The organism is Streptomyces aurantiogriseus (genome assembly GCF_014649375.1).
Classification (GTDB): domain Bacteria; phylum Actinomycetota; class Actinomycetes; order Streptomycetales; family Streptomycetaceae; genus Streptomyces; species Streptomyces aurantiogriseus.
The window spans coordinates 89,336-113,862 of the sequence record NZ_BMSX01000002.1; the positions used below are offsets into that span (position 1 = coordinate 89,336).

Sequence of the window (24,527 nt, forward strand, 5' to 3'; positions counted from 1 at the left end):
GTGGCGCAGATGGACTTCGGACTCGTCCTGCAGACCGACCCGCCGGCCTCCCGTGTCATCAGCCTGATGAAGCGGGCCGAGCGCAACGGCTTCACCCATGGCTGGACCTTCGACTCCGCCGTGCTGTGGCAGGAGCCATTCGTGATCTACAGTCAGATCCTGGCGAACACCACGAAACTGAAGGTCGGCCCCATGGTCACCAACCCGGGCACCCGCACCTGGGAGGTCACCGCCTCCACGTTCGCCACCCTCAACGACATGTTCGGCAACCGCACGATCTGCGGCATCGGCCGCGGCGACTCCGCCATGCGCGTCGCCGGCCGCAAGCCCAACACCCTGGCCCGCATCAGCGAGGCCATGAAGGTCGTCCGGGCCCTCGGCAGCGGCGAGGAGGCCGACCTCGGCGGTGGCACGGTCGTCAGGTTCCCCTGGATCAAGCCGGGCGCCGAACTCCCCGTCTGGATGGCCGCGTACGGCCCCAAGGCGCTGAAGATGACCGGCGAGGAGGCCGACGGGTTCATCCTCCAGCTCGCCGACCTGTATCTGACCGAGTACATGGTCAAGGCCGTGAAGGACGCGGCGGTGGCGGCCGGCCGGGACCCTGCCGACGTCAGGATCTGCGTCGCCGCCCCGGCCTACGTCACCGAGGACGACTCGCCCGAGGCGCTCGCCCACGCGCGCGACCAGTGCCGCTGGTTCGGCGGGATGGTCGGCAACCACGTCGCCGACCTCGTCTCCAAGTACGGCGAGCACTCGGCGGCCGTACCCGAGGAACTCACCGACTACATCAAGGCCCGCGAGGGGTACGACTACTCCCACCACGGGCGCGCCGACAACCCGGACACGGCGTTCGTGCCCGACGAGATCGTCGACCGGTTCTGCGTCATCGGACCGGTCGAGAAGCACATCGAGAAGCTGAACGCGCTGCGCGAGCTGGGCGTCGACCAGTTCGCCGTCTACGACATGCACGACGCCCAGGAAGCCGTCATCGACGCCTACGGATCGCGGGTGATCCCGGCCGTCAACGGCTGACCCCTCCCACCACCGCTCACCTCCCCCACCCCCCACTCCAGTTCTCCCCTCTCCCACCTCCCCGGGGGAGGGGGCCGGAGCCCCGCACGGCCTTTCCGGATCCGCCCCTCGTTTGATTGGCCTGCCCATGACCGACACCGCTCCCACGGCCATACCGCCGACCTCTCAAGTCACCCTCGCCGACGGCCGGGTGGAGATCGCCCCTGGTTCGCCGCAGCCCAGCGGCCCCTACGCCAACGAGGACCTGCTGCCGGTCCCCGTGGAGAAGCGCACCTGGACCACGTACAACTTCTCCGCGCTGTGGGTCGGCATGGCCCACAACACGGCGTCGTGGACGCTCGCCTCCGGTCTGATCGCCGTCGGCATGGACTGGAAGCAGGCGGTCCTCACCATCGCGCTGGCCAATGTGATCGTGTTGGTCCCGATGCTGCTCACCGGGCACGCGGGACCGAAGTACGGCATCCCCTTCCCGGTCTTCGCACGTGCCTCCTTCGGCATCCGCGGCGCCAACCTCCCGGCGGTCGTCCGGGCGTTGGTGGCGTGCGGCTGGTTCGGCATCCAGACCTGGATCGGCGGCGAGGCGATCTACTTCCTCGCCGGCAAGCTGATCGGCAACGGCTGGTCCGACGCCGGGAAGATCGGCGGCTACGCCTGGACGATGTGGCTGTCGTTCGCGATCTTCTGGGCGATCCAGGTGGCGATCATCTACCGGGGCATGGAGACGATCCGCCGCTTCGAGAACTGGGCGGCGCCCTTCGTGCTCGTCGGCGCGTTCGTGATGCTGATCTGGATGAGCAACAAGGCCGGCGGCTTCGGCCCGCTGCTCGACCAGCCCTCCAAGCTCGGCTGGGGCGGCGACTTCTGGAAGCTGTTCTGGCCCTCCCTCATGGGCATGATCGGCTTCTGGTCGACGCTGTCGCTGAACATCCCGGACTTCACCCGCTACGGCCGGAGCCAGAAGGCGCAGACCTGGGGCCAGGCGCTCGGCCTGCCGACCACCATGACCCTCTTCGCGCTGCTGTCGGTGATGGTCACCTCCGGTTCGCAGGCCGTGTACGGCGAGACCATCTGGGACCCGGTCCAGCTCGCCGCCAAGACGGACAACGTCGTCGGTCTGCTGTTCGCACTGGTCACCGTGCTGGTGGCGACCCTGTCGGTGAACATCGCGGCCAACCTGGTCTCCCCGGCCTTCGACTTCTCCAACGTCGCGCCCCGCAGGATCAGTTTCCGGGCCGGCGCGCTCGCCACCTGCGTCCTCGGCGTGCTGATCTTCCCGTGGAAGCTGTACTCCGACCCGCAGGGCTACATCTTCACCTGGCTCGGCCTGGTCGGCGGTCTGCTCGGCACGGTCGCCGGCATCCTCATCGCCGACTACTGGATCCTGCGCCGCGGCCGGCTCGACCTGACCGACCTGTACCGCACGGGCGGCCGCTACTGGTACGACGGCGGCTGGAACTGGCGGGCCGTCGTCGCCTTCGCCGTCGGCGGTGTCCTCGCCATCGGCGGCGCCAGCTTCAAGCCGCTGATCGACGGCCGGCCCATCCCGGCGCTGGAGCCGCTGGCCGACTACGGCTGGGCGGTCGGCCTCGGCACCTCCATGGTCCTGTACCTGGCGCTGATGCTCCTCAGAGGCCGCGAGAAGGCCACGGTGTGATGCCTGGACCGTGACGCCTGGAAGGACCACAGGGCGGCCGGAGGGCTGGAACTCCCTCCGGCCGCCCCGCGCGTCGTCCGGGCTCGACGGGAGCGGGGCGGGGCGGCGGCCCCCCTCGCCTCAGTTCGCCGAGGCCTTCAGCGCGGCCACCGCTTCCTTCGCCGCCTTGATGGCGCCCTTGTTGATCTCGTCCGTGCTGGGCGCCTTCTTCGACTCGAAGTCGCTGCCGTTGTAGGTGACGACCACCAGCGCGTTGGACACCCGCGCGAACACGGTGCCCTCACGGGTCTGCTGCTTGTCCTCGGTGGTCAGGTTCACCACCGAGTAGCCCTCGTCGCCCAGCCCGGGGACCGCCCCGCCGCCGCTCTTCTCCCCGATCCGCTCCTTGTACGAGGTCTGGGCCGCCTCGTCCGACTCCATGAGCTCGAAGGAGATGTCGAGCCAGCGGTAGTCGTAGCCCTTGAGCGCGTTCCAGGAGCAGGTGCGGCGCAGGGTGGTGTCCGTCGAGGGGATCTCCTTGCCCGCCGTCTTGGCGCCCGGCACCAGCGAGGAGACCGTCTTCGCGGCCACGCTCGTGCACGGCGCGGGCGCGGCGGCGAACGTCTTCGACACCGCGGTGGAGGAGGGGGCGGACGCCGACGCGGACTGGGGCTTCGGCGTGTCCTGGGCCGCGGTGTCCTCCGTGGAGGGCCCGGACGTCAGCGCCCAGCCCGCACAGGCGAGCACGACGACCGGGGACAGGCGCGCGGTGAGGGCGAGCGGCAGAGGCAGAGAGCGCACGGCGCACTTTCGTGGGGGATGGTGCGGACGGGGCCCGCGGTGCGGACAGGGACGCCAGTGTCACACGAGTCCCTGTGGGGCCGGAAGGGTGAACTCGCTCCGTGGCGGCGCGGTGACGGAGACGTAGGCGTGACCGTAGCAGGGCGCCACGCGTGCGTGTGATCATCGGATCGGTCGCCGCAGACGTGAGGAGCCCCCGTGTTCACCACCCGACCCACGCTCCAGGGCACCTTCGGCATGGTGTCCTCCACGCACTGGCTCGCCTCGCAGTCGGCGATGGCCGTCCTGGAGGACGGCGGCAACGCCTACGACGCGGCCGTGGCCGGCGCCTTCGTGCTGCACGTCGTCGAACCCCACCTCAACGGTCCCGCCGGCGAGGTGCCCGTCCTGCTCGCCCCCGCGGGCGGCGAGGTGCGGGTCCTGTGCGGACAGGGCGTCGCCCCGGCCGGCGCGACCGTCGCGCACTACCGGGGGCTCGGCCTGGACCTCGTACCCGGCACGGGCCCGCTGGCCGCCGCCGTCCCGGGCGCGTTCGACGCCTGGATGCTGCTGCTGCGCGACCACGGCACCAAGTCCCTCGCCGACGTCCTGAAGTACGCCATCGGATACGCCGAGCACGGCCACGCGCCCGTGGAGAACGTCGGCGCGACCGTCGAGACCGTCCGCGAACTCTTCGAGACGGAGTGGACCTCGTCGGCGCGCGTGTACCTGCCCGACGGGAAGGCCCCGAGCCCCGGCCGGCTGTTCCGCAACCCCGCCCTCGCCGCCACCTGGAAGCGGCTGCTCGCCGAGACCGCCGGCGCGGGGGAGAGGGAGGCGCGGATCGAGGCCGCGCGGGAGGTCTGGCGGAGCGGGTTCATCGCCGAGGCACTGGTCCGGCAGGCGCGCCGGCCCACCCTGGACACCAGCGGCGAGCACCACACCGGCACCCTCACGGCCGCCGACCTCGCCGGCTGGTCCGCGAGCTACGAGGCGCCGGCGACGTACGACTGGAACGGCTGGACCGTGTGCAAGGCCGGCCCCTGGAGCCAGGGCCCGGCCCTCCTCCAGCAGCTCGCCCTGCTGCCGCCCGAGCTGCCCGCCCACGGCTCCGCCGACTACGTCCACCTGCTGATCGAGGGCTGCAAGCTCGCCATGGCCGACCGGGAGGCCTGGTACGGGGACGCCGCGGAGGTGCCGCTGGCGGAGCTGCTCTCGGACTCCTACAACGCCGGGCGGCGGCTGCTCGTCGGCGACCGGGCGTCGTACGAGCTGCGGCCGGGCAGTCCGGGCGGGCGCACGCCCCGGCTGAGCGCGCACGCGCGGGTGGTCGTCACGGACGAGCCCGGTTTCAGCCCGATGGGTGCCGGCGAGCCGACGGTCGCGAAGGTGCCGACCTCGCCGGTGCCGGGGGAGCCCGAGGTCACCGCCGAGGGAGGCACGCGCGGCGACACCTGCCATCTCGACGTCGTCGACCGCTGGGGCAACATGGTCGCGGCCACGCCCAGTGGCGGCTGGCTGCAGTCCAACCCGGTCGTGCCCGAGCTGGGCTTCCCGCTGGGCACCCGGCTGCAGATGACCTGGCTGGAGGAGGGCCTGCCCAACGCGCTCACGCCCGGCCGCCGCCCCCGCACCACCCTCACCCCGTCGATCGCCCTGCGCGACGGGGTGCCGATGCTGGCGTTCGGCACGCCCGGCGGCGACCAGCAGGACCAGTGGCAGCTGCACTTCTTCCTGGGCGTCGCCCTCCGCGCGCGGGTGCGCGGCGGCCTCGACCTCCAGGGCGCCATCGACGCCCCGAACTGGCACAACGACAGCTTCCCCGGCTCCTTCTACCCGCGCGGCATGCGGCCGGGCAGCGTCACCGTGGAGGCGCGCATGGACCCGGGGATCGCCGCGGAGCTGCGGCGCCGGGGCCACGAGGTGACCGTGGGACCGCCCTGGTCGGAGGGCCGGCTCTGCGCGGTCGCCCGGGACCCGCGGACCGGGATCCTGTCGGCGGCCGCCAACCCGCGGGGCATGCAGGGATACGCGGTGGGCCGGTGACCCCCCGCCCGGGTATTCATGCCGATTCCACCCGGAGTGCACCGGCGGGGCAGGGATTGTCAGTGGGGCGTGCTCTCATGGAGGGCATGATCCAAGACACGGAAACCATCGACGAGTTTCTCGCCCGCCACTCGGCCGACGTGGAGGAGGCGGTGCGCAAGGCCGCCGCGGCCGAGATCATGCCCCGCTTCCGCCGGCTCGCCGCGCACCAGATCGACCAGAAGAACGGGCCCCACGACCTGGTGACCGACGCCGACCGGGGCGCCGAGCTGTTCCTCACCGACGCCCTCGGCACCCTGCTGCCCGGCTCGGTCGTCGTCGGCGAGGAGGCGGTGCACGCCAATCCGGCGACGTACGAGGCCATACACGGCGACGCCCCGGTGTGGATCGTCGACCCGGTCGACGGGACACGGCAGTTCGTGCACGGCGACGAGGGCTTCTGCACGCTGGTCGCGCTCGCCCGGCACGGCATCGTGCTCGCCTCCTGGACCTACGCCCCGGCCCGCGACCAGCTCGCCACGGCCGTCCGCGGGGCGGGCGCCTTCCTGGACGGCGAGCGGCTGTTCGCCGGCCCGCCCACGCCCGGCCACGACCTGACGGTCGCCACCTCCCACCCCGACTACACCACCGACGAGCAGAAGCACGCCCTGCTCGGCCTGTGGACGGACGGCGTCGCACCGCGCGCGTGCGGATCCGCCGGACTGGAGTACCTGGCCGTCGCCCGGGGCGAGTCGGACGCCACGGCCTTCTCCTGGGAAGCGGCCTGGGACCACGCGGCCGGCCTGCTGCTGGTCGAGGAGGCGGGCGGCGCCCACCTCACGCTCACCGGCGAGCCCTTCCGGATCACGGGCGGCAACACCCTGCCGTTCACGGCGGCCCGGGACGCGGCGACGGCCCGGCGGGTGGCGGAACTGCTGTCGGGGACCCGGCCCTGACGGCCGCGGTGCCCTGAGGTCTCGTCCCCGGTGCCTTGAGCCGCCGTCCCCCAGCGGCATCGGGCCCACCGCGCCGCAAGCGCTGTCGGACCCCCGGCATATCCTGAACCCGGAGGCCAGCGGCTGACGAAGGGGTCCGACGTGCCGATGCTTGACGTGGTCGTGGTGGGAGCGGGGCCGAACGGCCTGACCGCTGCCGTGGAGCTGGCCCGGCGCGGCTTCTCCGTGGCCCTCTTCGAGGCCCGGGACACCGTGGGCGGCGGAGCCCGCACCGAGGAGCTCACCCTCCCGGGGTTCCGTCACGACCCCTGTTCCGCCGCGCACCCCCTGGGCATCAACTCGCCCGCCTTCCGCGCCCTGCCCCTGGAGCGCTACGGACTGCAGTGGCTGCACTCCGACCTGGCCATGGCGCACCCCTTCCCCGACGGCACCGCCGCCGTGCTGTCCCGCTCGGTCGCCGAGACGGCCGCCTCGTTCGGCCCCCGCGACGCGGGCGCCTACCGCAGGCTCGTCGCGCCGTTCCTGCCCAAGTGGGACACCCTGGCCCGGGACTTCATGTCCCTGCCGCTGACCGCGCTGCCCCGCGACCCGGTCACCCTGGCCCGCTTCGGCCTCGTCGGCCTGCCCCCGTCCACCTGGCTCACCCGCCGCTTCCGCGACGAACCGGCCAAGGCCCTCTTCGCCGGTCTCGTCGCCCACATCATGGCCCCGCTCAGCGGCTTCGCCACCGGCGCCATCGGCCTCGTCTTCGCCCTCGCCGCGCACGCCCGCGGCTGGCCGGTGGCCCGCGGCGGCTCCCAGGCCATCTCCGACGCCCTGGCCGGCTACCTCACGGACCTCGGCGGCAGCATCCACACCGACTACGAGGTCAAGCGTCTCGACGACCTGCCCCCGGCCCGCGCCTACGTCTTCGACACCTCGCCCACCGCCCTCGCCCGCATCGCCGGCCTCGGCCGCTTCTACGACAACTACAAGTACGGCGCCGGTGTCTTCAAGATCGACTACGCGCTGGACGGCCCGGTCCCCTGGACCGCGAAGGAGGCGCACCGCGCCACCACTGTCCAGATCGGCGCCGACAGCGCGGAGATCGGCGCCGCCCTGCGCGCCGCCTCCCGGGAGGGCCGGGCACCCGAGCGGCCCTTCATGATCACGGTGCAGCCCGGCGTCGTCGACCCCACCCGCGCACCGGACGGCAAGCAGGTCTTCTGGGCGTACGCCCACGTCCCCAACGGCTGGACCGGCGACCTCACGGACGTCATCGAACGCCAACTGGAGCGCTTCGCCCCCGGCTTCCGCGACCGCGTCCTCGCCCGCGCGATCGCCGGCCCCGCCGAACTCGCCGCCCGCAACGCCAACTACGTCGGCGGCGACATCGGCTCCGGCGCGGCCGCCGGCCTCCAGCTCCTGCTGCGCCCCAGGCTCTCCCTGTTCCCGTACTCCACCCCGCACCCGGCCGTCTTCATCTGCTCCTCGGCCACCCCGCCGGGCCCGGGCGTCCACGGCATGTCCGGCCACAACGCGGCGAAGGCCGTCTGGCGGAGGCTGCGGCAGGCGGCGTAGCACGTCCGGTCCCGCCGTCGCACACCGACGAGAGAGGCAGCCCGTCATGACCACCATCACCCTCGTCCAGGGCGACATCACCGACCAGTCCGTGGACGTCGTCGTCAACGCCGCCAACTCCTCGCTGCTCGGCGGCGGAGGCGTCGACGGCGCCATCCACCGCCGTGGCGGCCCCGCGATCCTCGACGCGTGCCGCAAGCTGCGCGCCTCCCACTACGGCCGGGGCCTGCCCACCGGCCAGGCGGTCGCCACCACCGCCGGCGCCCTGGACGCGCGCTGGGTGATCCACACCGTCGGCCCCGTGTACAGCGCGACCGAGGACCGCTCCGACCTGCTGGCCTCCTGCTACCGCGAGTCGCTGCGCGTCGCCGACGAACTCGGCGCCCGCACCGTGGCGTTCCCCGCCGTCTCCGCCGGCATCTACGGCTGGCCGATGGACGACGCGGCCCGCATCGCGATCGAGACGGTACGGGCGACGCCCACGGCGGTGGAGGAGGCCAGGTTCGTCCTCTTCGACGAGCAGGCGTACACGGCGTTCGCCGACCGACTCGGCTGAGGGCGGCCTCGGCCGGTCCACCCCGGTCCGGGCGTCCGCGCGCCCGGAAAGCTCCGTCGCCCGCTTGGCTCGGTGCCCCGCGGTTCAAGCGGCTGATCACTGAACATGAGTGGCATCTGCTCCTCTCGCCGACTCGCGACGAGCTGAAGTGGGCGGCCGAGGCGACGGACAGCGGCGGGACAGCAGGCATCCGGTCAGCGCGGCGGCGAGGCCGGCCAGCCCGGCCGCCGCGAAGCCGCCCGCCGGCACGGAGACGTCGATCGCCACCCCGGCGATCGGGGATCCGAGCGCGAAACCCGCACTCTGCGCCGAGGATTGCAGACCTGTCGCCTCACCCCGCACGCCGGCCGGCGCCAGTCGGCTCACCGCGTCGGCCACCGCGGAAAGGGTCGGCGCGGCGAGAAACCCGGTGCCGACAACGGCCACGCACAACCAGGGCCAGTCGCGGGCAAGCCCTGCGGGAATCGTCACGAGCCCGAGCAAGCCGAGCAGCAACCACGTGGGCAGCGATCGGGACACCGCGCCGTAGAGCAGCCCGCCGGCGACAGAGGCCACGCCTAGCACGGCCAGGACCAGGGCGGCCCAGGACACCTGACCTGCTTCTTCGAGCGTGGCGACGATGGCGAGGTCGACACCGCTGAGCAGCGTCGTGGTACCGAACGCCATCGTCAGTACGGCCATCATGCCGACGCCCAGCCACTCCCGTCGCGGGGGCCGTCCGGCCGCGCCGGCATCCGCCTCGCCCTCGGCACGCAGCGGCGGGTTGAGCCAGGCGATCCCGGTTCCGCCGGCCACGATCGCGGCGCCGACCCCCCACGCCACCACACCGGGGGACACCTTCGCGGCACACAGGACCACTACCGCCGGGCCCACCACGTACGACAGCTCGCCCTGCACCGACTCCAGCGCGAACGCGGCCCGGCGCTGTTCCGCCGTCGTCATCGCGGCGATCGCCTGCCTGGTCACCGGCTGGGCCGGCACCATCAGCAGACCCGCCGCAAAGGCGGCACCCAGCAGGATCCCGTACGGCAGGATCGGCACGCTCAGCCAGAACACGACCTGCACCACGACAGTCACCAGCAGCACCGTACGCAGGCCCCGCCGATCGATCATGCGGCCGAGCAGCGGCCCGCCCAGCGCCAGCCCGGTGGTCAGAGCCGCCGCGACACCGCCGGCTGCCGCATAGCTCATCTTCAGGCCCAGCACGACATACATGGTCAGTGCCATCACGTCAGCCGTGATCGCGGTACGGGCGAGAAAGGAAACGCCCAGCAGCGATGCCATCCCTGGCACGGCGAGTATCTGCCGGTATCCGGTCACTTGCGTGACGCTAGATCCTCCGTCACGCCATAGGTAGTCGTTCATTTTCTCGGGCTGACATAATGAATCGTTATGGCCAGGGATCTTGAGACCGCGTTGCTGCGGTCCTTCGTCACCGTCGTGCGGGCGGGCAGCATCAGCCGCGCCGCGACCACGCTCGGACATACCCAGCCCGCACTCAGCCAGCAGGTGCGCAAGCTCGAGAGGGCCGTCGGCCGTCCACTGCTTCACCGATCACCGTCCGGTGTCTCGCTGACCCGGGCGGGCGAGGAGCTCCTGCCGTACGCCGAACGCATTCTCTCGCTCTCCGCACAGGCACTCACCGAGACCGGGCGCGTGCTTACCGGCCGCTGCGGCGTCGGGCTGCTCGAAGACCTCGCCGCGTCCCAGCTTCCGCAGGCCCTCGCCGACCTCGCCCGGCTGCACCCCGGCGCAACCCTGGAGGTGCTCAGCATGTCCAACGCCGCGATGCGGGAGGCCTACGACACGGGCCGCGTCCAACTCGTGCTCGACGAGGTGCCGGCCATTCCCGGACCGCCGCGCTGGACCGTACGCCGCCCGCTGGTCTGGGCGATCGGCCAGGGCGTGGACGTGGCTGCCGATCCGCTGCCGGTGGTGTTGTTCTCGAACACGTGCTCCTGGCGTACGTCGGTGCTGGAAACCCTGGAACGCGCCGATCGGCCCTGGCGGGTGGCCTTCGAAAGCAACAGCCTGGTCGGTGTGCTCGCCGCGGTACGGGCCGGGCTCGGCGTCGCGGCGCTCATGCCCACGAACCTTGAACCGGCCATGGCCTGCCACGACGCGGACGCCCTGCCCACCCTGCCGGACGTCGAGCTCGGCCTCGCACGGCACCCACGGTCCGAAGGTGATCCGCTGATCGATGCCGTGGAGACCGCTCTACGACGCATGATCTGAGTTTCGGCCGGCCGGCGCGCCGATTCGCGTCCAACCAGCAAGAGGAATGGGCCAGGCGCCCATGCGCCGGCGCCAGGGACGTACCGGCTCCGTGGGGGGGCGCCTTCCCTTTCTGACCGTCGTATCGGTACTCGGGGACGCTGAGTTTCCGCTTCCTGAGCGCACCGCGAGGACGTCGCGCGACAGTGCGGGTGCGGTACGGAAGGCCGTGCAGTGCCTGCCGGGGCGCTCGTAGCCAGCCGCGCATACGCGAACCGCATCAACGCCCTTGCGTCCACTCCCGGGCCATGATCAATCTCAGCGCCAACCACGGTTCGATTGATCCCCGAGGCCGGAAGACAGGCCCTAAGCCCGGGGCTCGTCGGCGCGTCCGGTGGGCAGGAGTTCGCGGATGTCGGCGGGCAGGGCGTCGGCGACCTTCCGCATCTCCTCCGGTGCGACAGCGGCGTCGAGCACCTCCAGCACCGCGGCGGAGTACTCGAGCGCCGTGTCCTCCGTCGTTCCGGCCCGGACCGCGACCCGGCCGGCGAACGTCGTCAGACCGAAGCGCTCTCCCACGCCTCTCGGCCGTTCGTCCGAGGCGGCGGAGGCCGTCGTTTCGCGGATGTCCGCCGCCAGATGGTGGGGGAGCTGCGCGGCCAGGTGGTCGGCCAGCCCGGTCGGCAGCCTTTCCGCCAGGGTGCGCAGCACCGACCGGGTCGCGCGCTCGGCGGACCCACGGTCCGGGAGGTGAGCGAGGGCCTGCACATTGCCGATCATTTCGTCGTGTCGCATGGCCGAGGCTCCTTTCCGTACTGTGCTGATGAGGGGTGCCCGGCGTTGCGACCTCGTGCCGTCCTCGTCACGGCCGAAGGGTCCGCAGGAGGTCGTCCGCGCTGTCTGTCCGAGTACCCCGGCGGAACCCGGCCCCGATCTCCCGGGCGAGCCCTCGGCCGGAGCTCGCGCACCAGTCCCACCAGTGGTCCAGTGCGCCGGCGTCGAGCCGTTCGGCGGCCACCACCGCGGGCCAGCCGCAGGCGCGCGCCTGCGCCGTCACCTTCGCGCCGCCCTCGACCGGGTCGACGGTCAGCGCGGGCACCCCCGCGCGCAGGGCGAGCACCATGCCGTGGAGCCGGTCGGTGACCACCAGGTCGAGCCGGGCGAGCACCGACTCCAGCTGGGCGGGGGTCGCGCTCAGCCGCCAGTCGTGCACATCGAGCCGGGTGTCCAGCTCCAGGCACGCGCAGTCCCGGCCGGACAGCCAGCGGGTCACCTTCTCGGCGACCCGCTCGTGCCGTCGGCGTGCCCCGTGCTCGTGCTGGCCGTGGGTGAGGATGACCCCGACGGCCGGCCGGGTGGGCAGGGCGGGGGCACGGGCCGCCAGGTCGGGTGTCGGCTCGGTGCCGGGGGCGTCCCGCGCCAGCACATGGTGGAAGCCGGTGACGGCCGGGCTTGCGGCGTCGACGACGGAGGTGCCCACGGCGATCCGCACACAGTGCGCGAACCGTCGGTGCAGCTCCTCGATGTGCGGCCCGTGCAGCGGACCGCAGACGAACAGCAGGTGTGTGTAGTCCTCGGGGCGGAGCTCCGCCAGAGACGGCCCGGCGGGCCGGAATCCCGGGCTCCAGGCGACGTCGTGGGCCAGGCCCGCCCCTCGCAGCACCTCCCGCGCCCGGTCCAGCGCCAGCAGGTCTCCGGCGGTCGCCTCCCCGTTCAGGAAGCCGAACCACCCGGTCAGCAGGATCCGTGGCCGCTCTCCCACAGCGCCCCGGGTGCCCTGCCGGCCGGGCGGCAATCACCTGGGCCCGGACTCCCGGTCGCGTCCGCCGCGGGCGGAGCGCCGGTCAGCCGGACGCGGTGTCGCCGTGGAGCCGCACTTGCTCTTCGAGGCGTCGCAGGCTGCTGTCCAGGGCGTCGCGTACGGTCTCCTCGCCCGGGTCGTGGCTGTCGTCGAAGAACGACAGGTGCACCGTCACCTCGCTGGCCCCGCTGCCGATGCCGGCGACCTGGAGCCAGCCCGTGTAGCTCCCCTGGTCGCGGGTGCCCCATTCCAGCCGCATCTGGTCGCGCCGGGCGCGGAACAGGGCGGCGGTGTCCTCGTCGGTGCGGTCCTCGTGCACGGTGACCGCGGGCAGGTCCCCGGCGTCCACGTGCAGGGCCTCCGGCAGCCAGCTGTCCAGCCGGCCGACGTCAGAGGCCTCCTCGAAGACCTGCTCGGGCTGTGCGGGGATCGTGTGGGAACGTTCGCACTCGGTCATCGCGGTCCTGCTCCTCGGCTCGGGTCCGTCGTCCGCACCGTTGCTCCTGGCCGGACGGCCCGGGTACCCCGCGGCTCGGGCCGTGAATCGGTCCGCGCCACCCGCCTGCGGCAGGCCGACGCGATCTGCCGCTCGGACGTGGCTTCTGCCGTCCCACCGGTGTTCTACGGGGTTCCACCAGTGTTCTACGGGGTTCCAGCGGTGTTCTACGGGGCCGACAGCCGGCGCGTCACGACCGCGCTGAGGATGCGCACGCCCTGGTCGAGCCCGGTTCGACGCCGGTGAGTTCCCGTACCCGGCGCAGACGGTAGTCCAGGGTGCGCGGGTGGACGTTGAGGGCGGTCGCCGCGGCGCCGCGGTTCATGTCGCAGCGGTAGCAGGCGTCGAGGGTGACGACGAGGTCCGGGCCGGAGCTCAGGCGCCGGGCCACCGTCCGCAGCCACTCGTCGACGAACGGCACGTCCACGACCGCGAGTTCGCCGCGGCCCTGCTCCTCGCGGACCCCGGCGAGCGGCTGCGCTCACACCCGCCCACCCTCCGCTGTGCGCCGGGCTTAACTCCCGGTGTCCGGTCCGGGAGACACCTGCGTAATGCACACTTCGTACTGTCATCGTGGCTCTCACCAGGCCGATCGTCAGAACGAAGGGGGCGCCCGTGGCCGTGCCGGACCCGCGGACCGACAGCACGACGAAGGTGCGCACGGTCTGCTCGTACTGCGGTGTCGGCTGCGGCATGGTCCTCGACATCGGCTCAGGACCGGACGGACGGCGTACGGTCCTCAAAGCGTCCGGTGACAAAGAACACCCCGCGAACCTCGGCCGGCTGTGCACCAAGGGTGCGACCACGGCCGAGATGCTCGCCGCACCGGGCCGGCTCACCACCGCCCTCGTCCGCGCGGACCGCGGGGAGGAGCCGGAGCCCGCCTCCGTGGACGCGGCGGTCGCCGAGACGGCCCGGCGGCTGCGGGCGATCGTCGACGAACACGGGCCCGACGCGGTCGCCCTCTACGTCTCCGGCCAGATGAGCCTGGAGGCGCAGTACCTGGCGAACAAGCTGGTCAAGGGATACCTGCGCACCAACCAGATCGAGTCGAACTCCCGGCTGTGCATGGCGAGCGCCGGCACCGGCTACAAGCTGTCCCTCGGCGCCGACGGGCCGCCCGGCTCGTACGACGACCTCGACAAGGCGGACGTCTTCCTCGTCATCGGCTCCAACATGGCCGACTGCCACCCCATCCTCTTCCTGCGGATGATGGACCGGGTCAAGGCCGGCGCCAAGCTGATCGTCGTCGACCCGCGCCGCACCGCCACCGCCGAGAAGGCCGACCTGTTCCTCCAGGTCACCCCCGGTACGGACCTCGCCCTGCTCAACGGCCTCCTGCACCTGCTGCACGAGAACGGGCACACCGACCCCGACTTCGTCGCCGCGTACACCGAGGGCTGGGAGGCGATGCCGGAGTTCCTCGCCGACTACCCGCCCGCCACCGTCGCCCGGATCACCGGCATCCCCGAGGCCGACCTGCGCGAGGCCGCCCGGCTGATCGGCGAGGCGGGGGAGTGGACCAGCTGCTGGACCATGGGCCTCAACCAGTCCACACACGGCACCTGGAACACCAACGCCCTGGTCAACCTGCACCTCGCCACCGGCAAGATCTGCCGGCCCGGCAGCGGACCCTTCTCCCTCACCGGCCAGCCCAACGCCATGGGCGGGCGCGAGATGGGCTACATGGGCCCCGGACTCCCCGGCCAGCGCTCCGTCCTCGCCGACGCCGACCGCGCCTTCGTCGAGGAGCTGTGGGGGCTGAAGCCCGGCACCATCCGGGCCGACGGCGTCGGCAAGGGCACCGTCGAGATGTTCCGGAAGATGGCCGACGGCGAGATCAAGGCCTGCTGGATCATCTGCACCAACCCCGTCGCCTCCGTCGCGAACCGCAAGACCGTCATCGAGGGCCTGGAGGCCGCCGAGTTCGTCGTCGTCCAGGACGTCTTCGCCGACACCGAGACCAACGCGTACGCCGACGTCGTCCTGCCGGGCGCCCTGTGGACCGAGACCGAGGGCGTCCTCATCAACAGCGAGCGCAACCTCACCCTCGCCCGGCCCGCCGTCGACCCGCCCGGCGAGGCCACGGCCGACTGGCGCCTCATCGCCGCCGTCGCCCGCGCCATGGGCTACGAGGACGGCTTCTCCTACGACAGCGCCGAGCAGATCTTCGAGGAGATCAAGGGCGCCTACAACCCGCAGACCGGCTACGACCTGCGCGGCGTGACCTACGAGCGGCTGCGCGCCACCCCCGTGCAGTGGCCGGCCGCCACCGCCGACGGCCCCGCCCGCAACCCCGTCCGGTACGTCAACCCTGACGGCTCGCTCACCTTCGCCACCCCCAGCGGCCGTGCCGTCTTCCACGCCCGTCCGCACGTCCCGCCCGCCGAGATGCCGGACGACGACTACCCGTTCGTGCTGAACACCGGCCGCCTCCAGCACCAGTGGCACACCCTGACCAAGACCGCCAGGGTCGCCAAGCTCAACAAGCTCAACCCGCGCCCCTTCGTCGAGGTGCACCCGCGGGACGCGGCCGGGCTCGGGATCGCCGACGGCGACTCGGTGGAGGTCGCCTCGCGCCGCGGGCGGGCCGTCCTGCCCGCCGTCGTCACCGACCGGGTGCTGCCCGGATCCTGCTTCGCGCCGTTCCACTGGAACGACCTGTTCGGCGAGTACCTCAGCGTCAACGCGGTGACCAGCGACGCCGTCGACCCGCTGTCCTTCCAGCCCGAGCTGAAGGTGTGCGCGGTGTCGCTGACGAAGGTGTCGACACCGGTGAGCCTGCAGACCCCGGCGCGGGAGACACCGGTCACCGAGGCGCCGGTCCTCGTCCCCACCGCCGTCCAGCCCTCCGCCGCCTCCGTCTTCGGCCTGGAGCCCACCCCGCCGCCCGTCCTGACCGAGCGCGAACGGCAGTACCTGGTCGGCTTCCTCGCCGGCATCCAGGCCGGTGCCCCCGGCGTCCCGGTGCTGCCGCCGGACGCGCCCTTCAGCCCCGAGCACGCCCTGTGGGTCAACGGCACGCTCGCCGGGATGTACTCCCGCACGGCCGCCGCCCCCCAGCGGCCCGCAGGGCGCCAGGTCGTGATCCTGTGGGCCTCGCAGACCGGCAACGCCGAGGACTTCGCCGCCGCCACCGCCGAGCGGCTCACCGCGGGCGGCCACACCGCCTCCCTCGTCGCCATGGACGAGGCCGACCCCGCCGCGCTGCCCTCCGACGCCGACCTGCTGCTGATCACCAGCACCTTCGGCGACGGCGACGCCCCCGACAACGGCGCCGGTTTCTGGGCGGGCCTCGCCGCATCCGACGCCGACCGCCTGGAAGGCCGCCGGTACGCCGTCCTCGCCTTCGGCGACTCCTCCTACGACGACTTCTGCGGGCACGGTCGCCGGCTGGACCGTCGTATGGACGAGCTGGGCGCCGTACGGCTGGCGCCGCGCACGGACTGCGAGCCGGAATACGAACCGCAGGCGGAGGCCTGGCTGGAACAGGTGCTCATCGCGCTCAAGGAGGCGGAGGAGTCCGGGGAGGCCGAGGAGGCCGAGGAGACCACCACGCAGGCCGTGAGCCCGGCGCCCGTGGCCCTGGCGCCGGCCGCCCCGGCGCGCTCCAGGCGTCCCGCCCCCGTCACCGCCCGCCTCGTCGGCAACCGGCTGCTGAGCCTGCCCGGCTCCGGCAAGGAGGTGCGCCGCTTCACCTTCGACACCCGCGACAGCGAGACCCCGCTCGTCTACGAGGCCGGCGACGCTCTCGGCGTGCGCCCCCTCAACTCCCCGGAGCTGGTGGCGGAGTGGCTGGCCGTCACCGGTCTCGACGCGCACGCGCGCGTGCAGGTGAACGGGGTCGGTGACGTCGGCTTCGGCGAGGCCCTGCTGCGCCACCTCGACATCACCCGCGTCAGCCCCGCCCTGCTGCGCTTCACCGCCGACCGCACCCGCGACCCGCGCGAACTGCGCAAACTGCTGCGCCCCGACAACAAGGGCGAGCTGGCGAAGTGGTCCTGGGGCCGGCAGGCCGTCGACGTGGCCGCCGAGTTCGGGATCCGGGCCGACGCCCAGGAATGGGCCGAGGTGATGGGCCGGCTCCAGCCGCGCCTGTACTCCATATCCTCCAGCCCGCTGACCGACCCCCACCTCGTCTCGCTCACCGTCTCCGTCGTGCGCTACGAGAACCTGGCCGGCCGCCCCCGCCAGGGCGTCTGCTCGCCCTTCCTCGCGGACGCCGAGCCGGGCACCGAGGTGCCGGTGCACGTGCAGCGCTCCCCGCACTTCCGGCCGCCCGCCGACCCCGCCACGCCCATGGTGATGATCGGCCCCGGCACCGGTGTGGCACCCTTCGTCGGCTTCCTGGAGGAGCGCCGCGCCCGCGGGCACCGGGCGCCCAACTGGCTGTTCTTCGGCGAGCAGCGCCGGACGACGGACTTCTACTACGAGGAGGAGCTGACCTCCCTCCTGGCCGACGGCAGCCTCGCCCGTCTGGACACCGCCTTCTCCCGCGACCAGCGTGCCAAGGTCTATGTGCAGGACCGGATGCGCGAGCACGGCTCCCAGCTGTGGTCCTGGCTCCAGGACGGCGCCCACTTCTACGTCTGCGGCGACGCCTCCCGCATGGCCAAGGATGTCGACCGGGCGCTGCACGACATCGCCGTCGTCCACGGCGGCCTGGACGAGGAGCGGGCCGCCGCGTACGTCAAGCAGCTCGCCTCCGAGAAGCGGTACGTGCGGGACGTGTACTGACGGTCGGTGACGGGAGTGAGCCAAGTCGCGTTGCGCCGAAGAGAGTTGATATTCGGCCATCGCGGCGCGCCCCTGTTCGATTTCTCAACACTATCCGACAAGATCTGACGCACCCTCCGTCCGTGCAGCCGCACGGTTCGCCCCGAGGAAGGTCATGGTCATGTCGCACCCGCACGTGTCGCCCATGGACCGGCCGGACCGCCCCCAGCGGGCGCTCGTCAGCCGTCGTCGTCTCCTGGAGGGATCGGCCGCCGTCCTCGGCGCGCTCGCCCTCTCCGCACCGTCCACCGTCCACCGGGCCGCCGCGGCCGACGGCACCCCCGAGTGGAACGGCCACATCGACGTCTTCCGCCTCGGCGCCGAACCCCCGCACACCACGCTCATGCCGTACGCGACCGTCGGCCAGGCCCTCGCCGCCGACCGCACCCGCTCCCCGTACCGGCTGAGCCTCGACGGCACCTGGAAATTCGCGTACGCCGACCGCCCCGACGACCGCGACGTCGACTTCCACCGCACCGACCTCGACGACAGCGACTGGGACACCATCCCCGTCCCCTCCGCCTGGCAGTTGCACGGCTACGACCGCCCGATCTACATCAACATCACCTACCCGTGGTGGGGTCCCAACGGCCTGGGGGAGGACGCCCAGCCGCCGGTCGCCCCCACCCGCTACAACCCCGTGGGCCAGTACCGCCGCACCTTCACGGTCCCGCGCGACTGGTCGGGACGGCGGACGTTCCTCCACTTCGAAGGGGTCAAGTCCGCCCACTACGTCTGGATCAACGGGGAGTTGGTCGGCTATCACGAGGACTCCTACGACCCCGCCGAGTACGACATCACCCCCCATCTCAAGCCCGGCACCAACCAGATCGGGGTGGAGGTCTACCGCTACTCCGACGGCGACTGGCTGGAGGACCAGGACATGATCCGGCTGAGCGGCATCTTCCGCTCGGTCTACCTGTACTCCACACCGACCGTGCACCTGCGCGACTTCAAACTGGACACCCCGCTGAGCGCCGATTACAAGGCGGCCGAGCTGTCGGTCACGGCGAGCGTGCGGGACTACGGGGCGGGGGAGGGTGGGGGATCCGGTAGTCGGTATACAGTCGACACAATGCTGTACAACGCCGACGGTCACCCCGTCTGGCCCCGCCCCCTCCAGCAGACCGTCGACCTCGAAGCCGGCGGGGAAGCGACCGTACGCGCCGCCAGGGCCGTCCCCGCGCCCCGGCTCTGGTCGGCCGAGGACCCGTACCTCTACACCGCCGTCCTCCGCCTGCGTGACCCCGCCGGCAAGGTGATCGAAACCCTTTCCCACCGCGTCGGCCTGCGCGAGTTCGCCCTCAAGGACGGCCTGATGCGGATCAACGGCAAGCCGGTCTCCTTCCGGGGCACCAACCGGCACGAGATGCACCCGGTCCACGGCTCGGCCCTCACTCGCGCGGACATGGTGCAGGACATCGAGATCATCAAACGGCTGAACATCAACACCGTCCGCACCTCGCACTACCCCAACAACCCGCTGTGGCTGGAACTCGCCGACGAGTACGGCCTGTACCTCGTGGACGAGACCAACCTCGAGACCCACGGCATCAGAAGCGAGTACCCCGGCAACCACGCCGAGTGGACCACCGCGTGCGTGGCCCGCGCCCAGAACATGGTCCACCGCGACAAGAACCACGCCTCGGTGGTCATCTGGTCGCTCGGCAACGAGGCGGGCGGCGGCAGCACCTTCAACGCCATGTACGACTGGATCCGCTCCTACGACCCCACCCGCGTCATCCAGTACGAGGGCGACGACCGCCCGGGGATCAGCGACATCCGCTCCGAGATGTACGACAGCCCCTCCCGTGTCGAGGCACGGGCGAAGGACACGACCGACACCCGGCCGTACGTCATGATCGAGTACTCCCACGGGATGGGGAACTCCAACGGCAACTTCAAGAAGTACTGGGACCTCGTCCGCCGCTACCCCGTGCTGCAGGGCGGCTGGATCTGGGACTTCGTCGACCAGGCCCTCAGCTGGCCCACCCCGACCCGCAAGCTGCTCACCGAGTCCGGGCCGGCCGCGCTCCGCGGCGAGATCATCGCCCCCAGCGGCACCTTCACCCGCGACAAGGGCCTCTCCGGCGGCACCGTCTTCGCCCGCGACACGCGCCTCGACCTCACCGGCTCCCTCACTCTCGAGGCCTGGATCACCCCCCGTGTGACCGGCTACCATCAGCCGATCCTCGCCAAGGGTGACACCCAGTACGCCCTGAAACAGACCGACAGGACGCTGGAGTTCTTCATCCACGGCGGCGGCCAGTGGATCACCGTGAGCTGGGCGCTCCCGGACGACTGGACCGGCCGCGAACACCACGTCGCGGGCGTCTTCGACGCGGAGACGGGCACTCTGACCCTCCACGTCGACGGCTCCGCGCGCGCCACCCGGACCACCACCCGGCGCCCCGGCAACAACACCGCTTCCCTGTCCCTGGCCACCGACGTCGACAACCCGACCCGGGAGTTCAGCGGCACCATCCGCCGGGCCCGCGTGTACGCCCGCGCGCTGAGCGCCGCCGAGCTGGCCTCCGACAGCCGGGGCCCCGGCGACGACGGCGTACGGTTCTGGTTCGACGCCGCCACCGTCGGCCTCATCGAGAAACGGCCCCACGACAGGACGTTCTACGCCTACGGCGGCGACTGGGCCGACAACCCCAACGACGGGGCCTTCTCCGGGGACGGCATCGTCACCGCCGACCGCGGACCCACCGGCAAGTCCGCCGAGGTCAAGCAGATCTACCAGGCCGTCAACGCCGCCCCGGCCTCCGGCGACCGGCTCGCCCCCGGAGCGGCGGTCACCCTCACCAACGAGTACCTCTTCACCAACCTCCGCGCGTTCGACGGACGGTGGGAACTCGTCGGCGACGGAAAGGTGGTGCGGCGCGGAAGGCTCAGCCGCGCCCAACTGGACGTGGCACCGCTGTCGAGCAAGGACATCATCGTGCCGTTCGAGGTGCCGGGCGACCCGGCGCCGGGCGCCGAGTACTTCCTGCACCTGTCCTTCACCACCAGGGAGACCACCAAGTGGGCCAAGGCCGGCTTCGAGGTGGCCAAACAGCAACTCGCCGTCGACGCCGGCAGCCCCGCCGTCACGCCCGTGTCCCTGGCCGGCGTCCCGGCGCTCAGCCATGAGGACGGCGACACGTCGGTCACCGTCACCGGCAAGGGCTTCTCGGTCACCGTCGACAAGAAGTCAGGCCTCATCACGTCGTACGAGGCCGGCGGCGCTCCCCTGATCTCCTCCGGCCCGGCCCCGAACTTCTGGCGGGCCCCCACCGACAACGACCGGGGCAACGGCCACCACACCCGCAACCAGACCTGGCGTGACGCCGGAGCCCACCGCACCGTCACCGGCGTGAGCGTGCGGGCGGTGCGCGACCGGGCCGTCGAGATCAAGGTCGCCGGCACACTGCCCACGACGACGGAATCGACGTACACCACCACCTACACCGTTTTCGGAAACGGTGAGATCAAGGTCGACAACACCCTGCACCCGGGCGCCTCGAACCTGCCGTACATCCCGGAGGTCGGCACACTGCTGTTCCTGCCGGCGCGGCTGGAGCACCTGCACTACTACGGCCGCGGCCCCGAGGAGAACCACTGGGACCGCAACAACGCCACCGACGTGGGCCTGTACTCCGGCACCGTCACCGGGCAGTGGACCTCCTACCTGCGCCCCCAGGAGAACGGCAACAAGACCGACGTCCGCTGGGTCGCCCTCACCGACCGCCACGGCCGCGGCCTGCTCGTCTCCGGTGAGCCCCTGCTGGAGGTCAACGCCTCGCACTTCACCCCCGAGGACCTGTCGGTCGGGGCCCGCCACGACTACCAGCTCACCCCGCGCCCCGAAGTCGTCCTGCGCCTGAACCACCGGCAGATGGGCGTCGGCGGCGACAACAGCTGGGGCGCGCACACCCACGACGAGTACAAGCTGTTCGCCGACCGCGACTACGCGTACACCTACCGGCTGCGCCCGCTGAAGGACGTCGCGGAGGCGATGAGGGCCTCACGCCGCCCCACGGCAACGTCCTAGCAGCTGCTTCCGGCAACAGGCCCGGGCACGGTCACCGCTCGGTGACCGTGCCCAGGTCCCCCCGCAGCCACCGGCCGTCCTCGAACTCCGGAGGGACCTCGTCCTCCCACGGGTCGATCCCGCGCGCCTCCAGCTCGTCGAACCACCGGTCCCGCTGCGACGCGGGCAGCCGCGCGCCGCACCACGGGCAGTAGTCGATCCCGATCTTCGCGGTACCCCCGTCGTGGACGATCAGCCCGTACTCCTGGAACTTCGGCACGAACCGCACCAGCGCGTCCGGACACTCGAAGACATCGGCGTGCACCTCGCACCGCCAGTCCACCTGCCTGTTCATCGCGTCACAACAGTGTTCGATCACTCGCGCATTCTGCCCGACGACACGGAAGAATCGGACGGGAACGACGCATCACCCGTCACGCACTCCACGGAAAAGGAAGCTCCCATGGTCGAGCAGGACGAACGCTTCGACGTCGTGGTCCTCGGCGCCGGCCCCGGCGGCTACGTCGCCGCCATCCGCGCCGCCCAACTGGGCAAACGCGTCGCCGTCATCGAGGAGAAGTACTGGGGCGGCGTCTGCCTCAACGTGGGCTGCATCCCCACCAAGGCCCTGCTGCGCAACGCCGAACTCGCCCACATCGTCACCCGCGAGGCGAAGACCTTCGGCATCAAGGTCGACGGACAGGTCTCCTTCGACTACGGCGAGGCCTTCCGCCGCAGCCGCAAGGTCGCGGACGGCCGCGTCAAGGGCGTCCACTACCTGATGAAGAAGAACAAGATCACCGAGTACGACGGACGCGGCACCTTCCTCGACCCGCACACCCTCCAGGTGACCGACTACGAGGGCAACACCCGCACCCTCGGCTTCGACCACTGCATCATCGCCACCGGCGCCACCCCCAAGCTCCTCCCCGGCACCCGCCGCACCTCCCGCGTGGTCACCTACGAGGAGCAGATCCTCGCCGAGGACCTCCCGCAGTCGATCGTCATCGCGGGCGCCGGCGCCATCGGCATCGAGTTCGCGTACGTCCTGCACAACTACGGCGTGAAGGTCACGATCGTCGAGTTCCTGGACCGCGTCGCGCCCCTGGAGGACGCCGACGTCTCCGCCGAACTCGCCCGCCAGTACCGCAAGCTGGGCATCGACGTGCTGACCTCCACCCGTGTCGACGCCATCGACGAGTCCGGCCCCCAGGTCCGCGTCACCGTCACCGGCAAGGACGGCAACCAGCAGGTCCTGGAGGCCGACAAGGTCCTCCAGGCCATCGGCTTCGCCCCGAACGTCACCGGCTACGGCCTGGAGAACACCGGCGTCAAGGTCACCGAACGCGGCGCCATCGACGTCGACGGCCGCTGCCGCACCTCCGTCCCGCACATCTACGCCATCGGCGACGTCACCGCGAAACTGATGCTCGCGCACGCCGCCGAGGCGATGGGCGTGGTCGCCGCCGAGACCCTCGCGGACGCGGAGACCATGGAGCTCGACTACGTGATGATCCCGCGCGCCACCTACTGCCAGCCGCAGATCGCCAGCTTCGGCTACACCGAGGCCCAGGCCCGCGACCTCGGCTACGACGTCAGGGTGGCCAAGTTCCCGTTCACCGCCAACGGCAAGGCGCACGGCCTCGGGGACGTGACCGGCTTCGTGAAGCTGATCAGCGACGCGAAGTACGGCGAGCTGATCGGCGGCCACATGATCGGCCCGGAGGTCACCGAGCTGCTGCCCGAGCTGACCCTGGCCCAGAAGTGGGACCTCACCGTCCACGAGGTGGCCCGCAATGTGCACGGCCACCCGACGCTCGGTGAGGCGATCCAGGAGGCGATCCACGGCCTCGCCGGACACATGATCAACATGTGAGCGCGTGAAGGGGCCGTTCACCCGGACGGCCCCGCCGCGCTCGCCGCCGCCGTACGCCCGGGATGTCCTGGATGCCGAGGGCAACGGAGCCCCGCGGAAGGGACGCCCGTCCATGACCTCCCACCAGAGCCGCCCGACCGGCTCCCCGCAGGGCGAGATCGGCACCGCCTGGTCCGTGCCGCCCGGCGGTCCCCGCACTTCCTCCCCGCGCGACGCCCGGGCCTCCGACGGCGTCACCTTCGCCGGTGTCCTGATGCTGTGCGGCGGCGTCCTCGCCGTCCTCCAGGGCATCGCGGCCCTCGCCGAGGACGACGTGCACGCCCGCGTCGGCTCCTACGTCTACGCACTGACCCGAACCGGCTGGGGCACCCTCCACCTCGTCCTCGGCGTCCTCGCCGCCGTCACCGGCGCCGGCCTGCTCAAGGACACCGCCTGGGCCCGCCTCCCGGGCATCCTCCTCGCCTCGCTCAGCCTGGTCGCCCAGTTCCTCTTCCTGCCCCATGAACCTCTCTGGTCGGTCGTGGTGATGGCGCTCGACGTGTTCGTGATCCGGGCACTGGCGTCGCACCGGGAGGGCGTGGGCTGAGAAGCCTTCCGCTGTCCGCACGCGGGACCGCTTCTCCAACAACTTTGCGGAACCGTTCCTGTACGCCCCGTTGACACTCCGCACACCCTCCTCTTAGCGTCACGCCAACATTGCGACCAGGTGACGATATTTCGAACAGTTGAAAGGCAAGTGCCCTGCGCAGCACCGGTATCAGCACCCACGTGGCCGGGACACCGTGGCGCGTATGCACAGGTGCA

The 24,527-nt window shown here is 71.7% G+C and carries 17 protein-coding genes and 1 pseudogene; 11 read left to right on the plus strand and 7 right to left on the minus strand.

The window, feature by feature from the left end:
- Positions 1–9 precede the first annotated feature (9 nt).
- Both IE263_RS03890 and IE263_RS03895 read left to right on the plus strand, forming a co-directional pair.
- Positions 10–1,032, plus strand: coding sequence for a TIGR03842 family LLM class F420-dependent oxidoreductase (locus tag IE263_RS03890; protein ID WP_189932205.1), 1,023 nt, complete (start codon positions 10–12; stop codon positions 1,030–1,032).
- 127 nt (positions 1,033–1,159) lie between these two features.
- Positions 1,160–2,686, plus strand: coding sequence for an NCS1 family nucleobase:cation symporter-1 (locus IE263_RS03895; RefSeq protein ID WP_189932208.1), 1,527 nt, complete (start codon positions 1,160–1,162; stop codon positions 2,684–2,686).
- A gap of 120 nt (positions 2,687–2,806) precedes the next feature.
- Here the strand turns inward: IE263_RS03895 and IE263_RS03900 are convergent, their stop codons facing one another.
- Complete coding sequence (locus IE263_RS03900) at positions 2,807–3,466, minus strand: hypothetical protein (RefSeq protein WP_189932210.1); 660 nt, start codon at positions 3,464–3,466, stop codon at positions 2,807–2,809.
- Positions 3,467–3,664: 198 nt separating this feature from the next.
- Between IE263_RS03900 and IE263_RS03905 the strand changes: the two genes are divergently transcribed.
- The 4 genes from IE263_RS03905 to IE263_RS03920 all read left to right on the plus strand — a co-directional run bounded on the left by IE263_RS03905 (position 3,665) and on the right by IE263_RS03920 (position 8,542).
- The gene (locus IE263_RS03905) at positions 3,665–5,491 is read left to right on the plus strand and encodes a gamma-glutamyltransferase family protein (RefSeq protein WP_189932212.1); all 1,827 of its coding nucleotides are present in this window, start codon (positions 3,665–3,667) and stop codon (positions 5,489–5,491) included.
- An 86-nt stretch (positions 5,492–5,577) separates the two neighbouring features.
- Positions 5,578–6,426, plus strand: coding sequence for an inositol monophosphatase family protein (locus tag IE263_RS03910; protein ID WP_189932213.1), 849 nt, complete (start codon positions 5,578–5,580; stop codon positions 6,424–6,426).
- Positions 6,427–6,573: 147 nt separating this feature from the next.
- A complete protein-coding gene (locus IE263_RS03915; RefSeq protein ID WP_189933134.1) occupies positions 6,574–7,986 on the plus strand; it encodes a phytoene desaturase family protein in 1,413 nt (470 codons plus the stop codon).
- Between the two features lie 46 nt (positions 7,987–8,032).
- The gene (locus IE263_RS03920) at positions 8,033–8,542 is read left to right on the plus strand and encodes an O-acetyl-ADP-ribose deacetylase (protein ID WP_189932215.1); all 510 of its coding nucleotides are present in this window, start codon (positions 8,033–8,035) and stop codon (positions 8,540–8,542) included.
- A gap of 96 nt (positions 8,543–8,638) precedes the next feature.
- Here the strand turns inward: IE263_RS03920 and IE263_RS03925 are convergent, their stop codons facing one another.
- Positions 8,639–9,826, minus strand: coding sequence for an MFS transporter (locus IE263_RS03925; protein WP_189933136.1), 1,188 nt, complete (start codon positions 9,824–9,826; stop codon positions 8,639–8,641).
- A gap of 108 nt (positions 9,827–9,934) precedes the next feature.
- Between IE263_RS03925 and IE263_RS03930 the strand changes: the two genes are divergently transcribed.
- Complete coding sequence (locus tag IE263_RS03930; RefSeq protein ID WP_189932218.1) at positions 9,935–10,777, plus strand: LysR family transcriptional regulator; 843 nt, start codon at positions 9,935–9,937, stop codon at positions 10,775–10,777.
- Positions 10,778–11,122: 345 nt separating this feature from the next.
- Here the strand turns inward: IE263_RS03930 and IE263_RS03935 are convergent, their stop codons facing one another.
- The 4 genes and pseudogenes from IE263_RS03935 to IE263_RS03950 form a co-directional block, all read right to left on the minus strand.
- On the minus strand, positions 11,123–11,551 hold the full coding sequence (locus tag IE263_RS03935) for a DUF2267 domain-containing protein (RefSeq protein WP_189932220.1): 429 nt from the start codon (positions 11,549–11,551) through the stop codon (positions 11,123–11,125).
- Positions 11,552–11,618: 67 nt separating this feature from the next.
- Positions 11,619–12,518 (minus strand): polysaccharide pyruvyl transferase family protein, encoded by a 900-nt coding sequence (locus IE263_RS03940; protein ID WP_229910789.1) that lies wholly within the window; start codon positions 12,516–12,518, stop codon positions 11,619–11,621.
- Between the two features lie 82 nt (positions 12,519–12,600).
- The gene (locus IE263_RS03945; protein WP_189932223.1) at positions 12,601–13,014 is read right to left on the minus strand and encodes an SRPBCC family protein; all 414 of its coding nucleotides are present in this window, start codon (positions 13,012–13,014) and stop codon (positions 12,601–12,603) included.
- A gap of 206 nt (positions 13,015–13,220) precedes the next feature.
- Positions 13,221–13,492 (minus strand): annotated as a pseudogene (locus IE263_RS03950) (helix-turn-helix domain-containing protein); the annotation flags it as partial.
- Between the two features lie 254 nt (positions 13,493–13,746).
- On the opposite strand from IE263_RS03950, the gene IE263_RS03955 reads away from it, so the two are divergent.
- Together IE263_RS03955 and IE263_RS03960 are read left to right on the plus strand one after the other, a co-directional pair.
- Positions 13,747–17,790: a bifunctional nitrate reductase/sulfite reductase flavoprotein subunit alpha gene (locus IE263_RS03955; protein WP_373311880.1), complete on the plus strand. Its 4,044-nt coding sequence runs from the start codon at positions 13,747–13,749 to the stop codon at positions 17,788–17,790.
- A 160-nt stretch (positions 17,791–17,950) separates the two neighbouring features.
- Positions 17,951–21,868: a glycoside hydrolase family 2 TIM barrel-domain containing protein gene (locus IE263_RS03960; RefSeq protein ID WP_189932227.1), complete on the plus strand. Its 3,918-nt coding sequence runs from the start codon at positions 17,951–17,953 to the stop codon at positions 21,866–21,868.
- Positions 21,869–21,899: 31 nt separating this feature from the next.
- Here IE263_RS03960 and IE263_RS03965 read toward each other — a convergent pair whose 3' ends face one another.
- A complete protein-coding gene (locus IE263_RS03965; RefSeq protein WP_189932229.1) occupies positions 21,900–22,226 on the minus strand; it encodes a DUF6980 family protein in 327 nt (108 codons plus the stop codon).
- Positions 22,227–22,310: 84 nt separating this feature from the next.
- Here IE263_RS03965 and lpdA point away from each other — a divergent pair, with 84 nt between their 5' ends.
- The gene (lpdA, locus tag IE263_RS03970) at positions 22,311–23,723 is read left to right on the plus strand and encodes a dihydrolipoyl dehydrogenase (protein WP_189932231.1); all 1,413 of its coding nucleotides are present in this window, start codon (positions 22,311–22,313) and stop codon (positions 23,721–23,723) included.
- A gap of 112 nt (positions 23,724–23,835) precedes the next feature.
- The gene (locus IE263_RS03975) at positions 23,836–24,309 is read left to right on the plus strand and encodes a DUF7144 family membrane protein (protein ID WP_189932233.1); all 474 of its coding nucleotides are present in this window, start codon (positions 23,836–23,838) and stop codon (positions 24,307–24,309) included.
- Positions 24,310–24,527 lie beyond the last annotated feature (218 nt).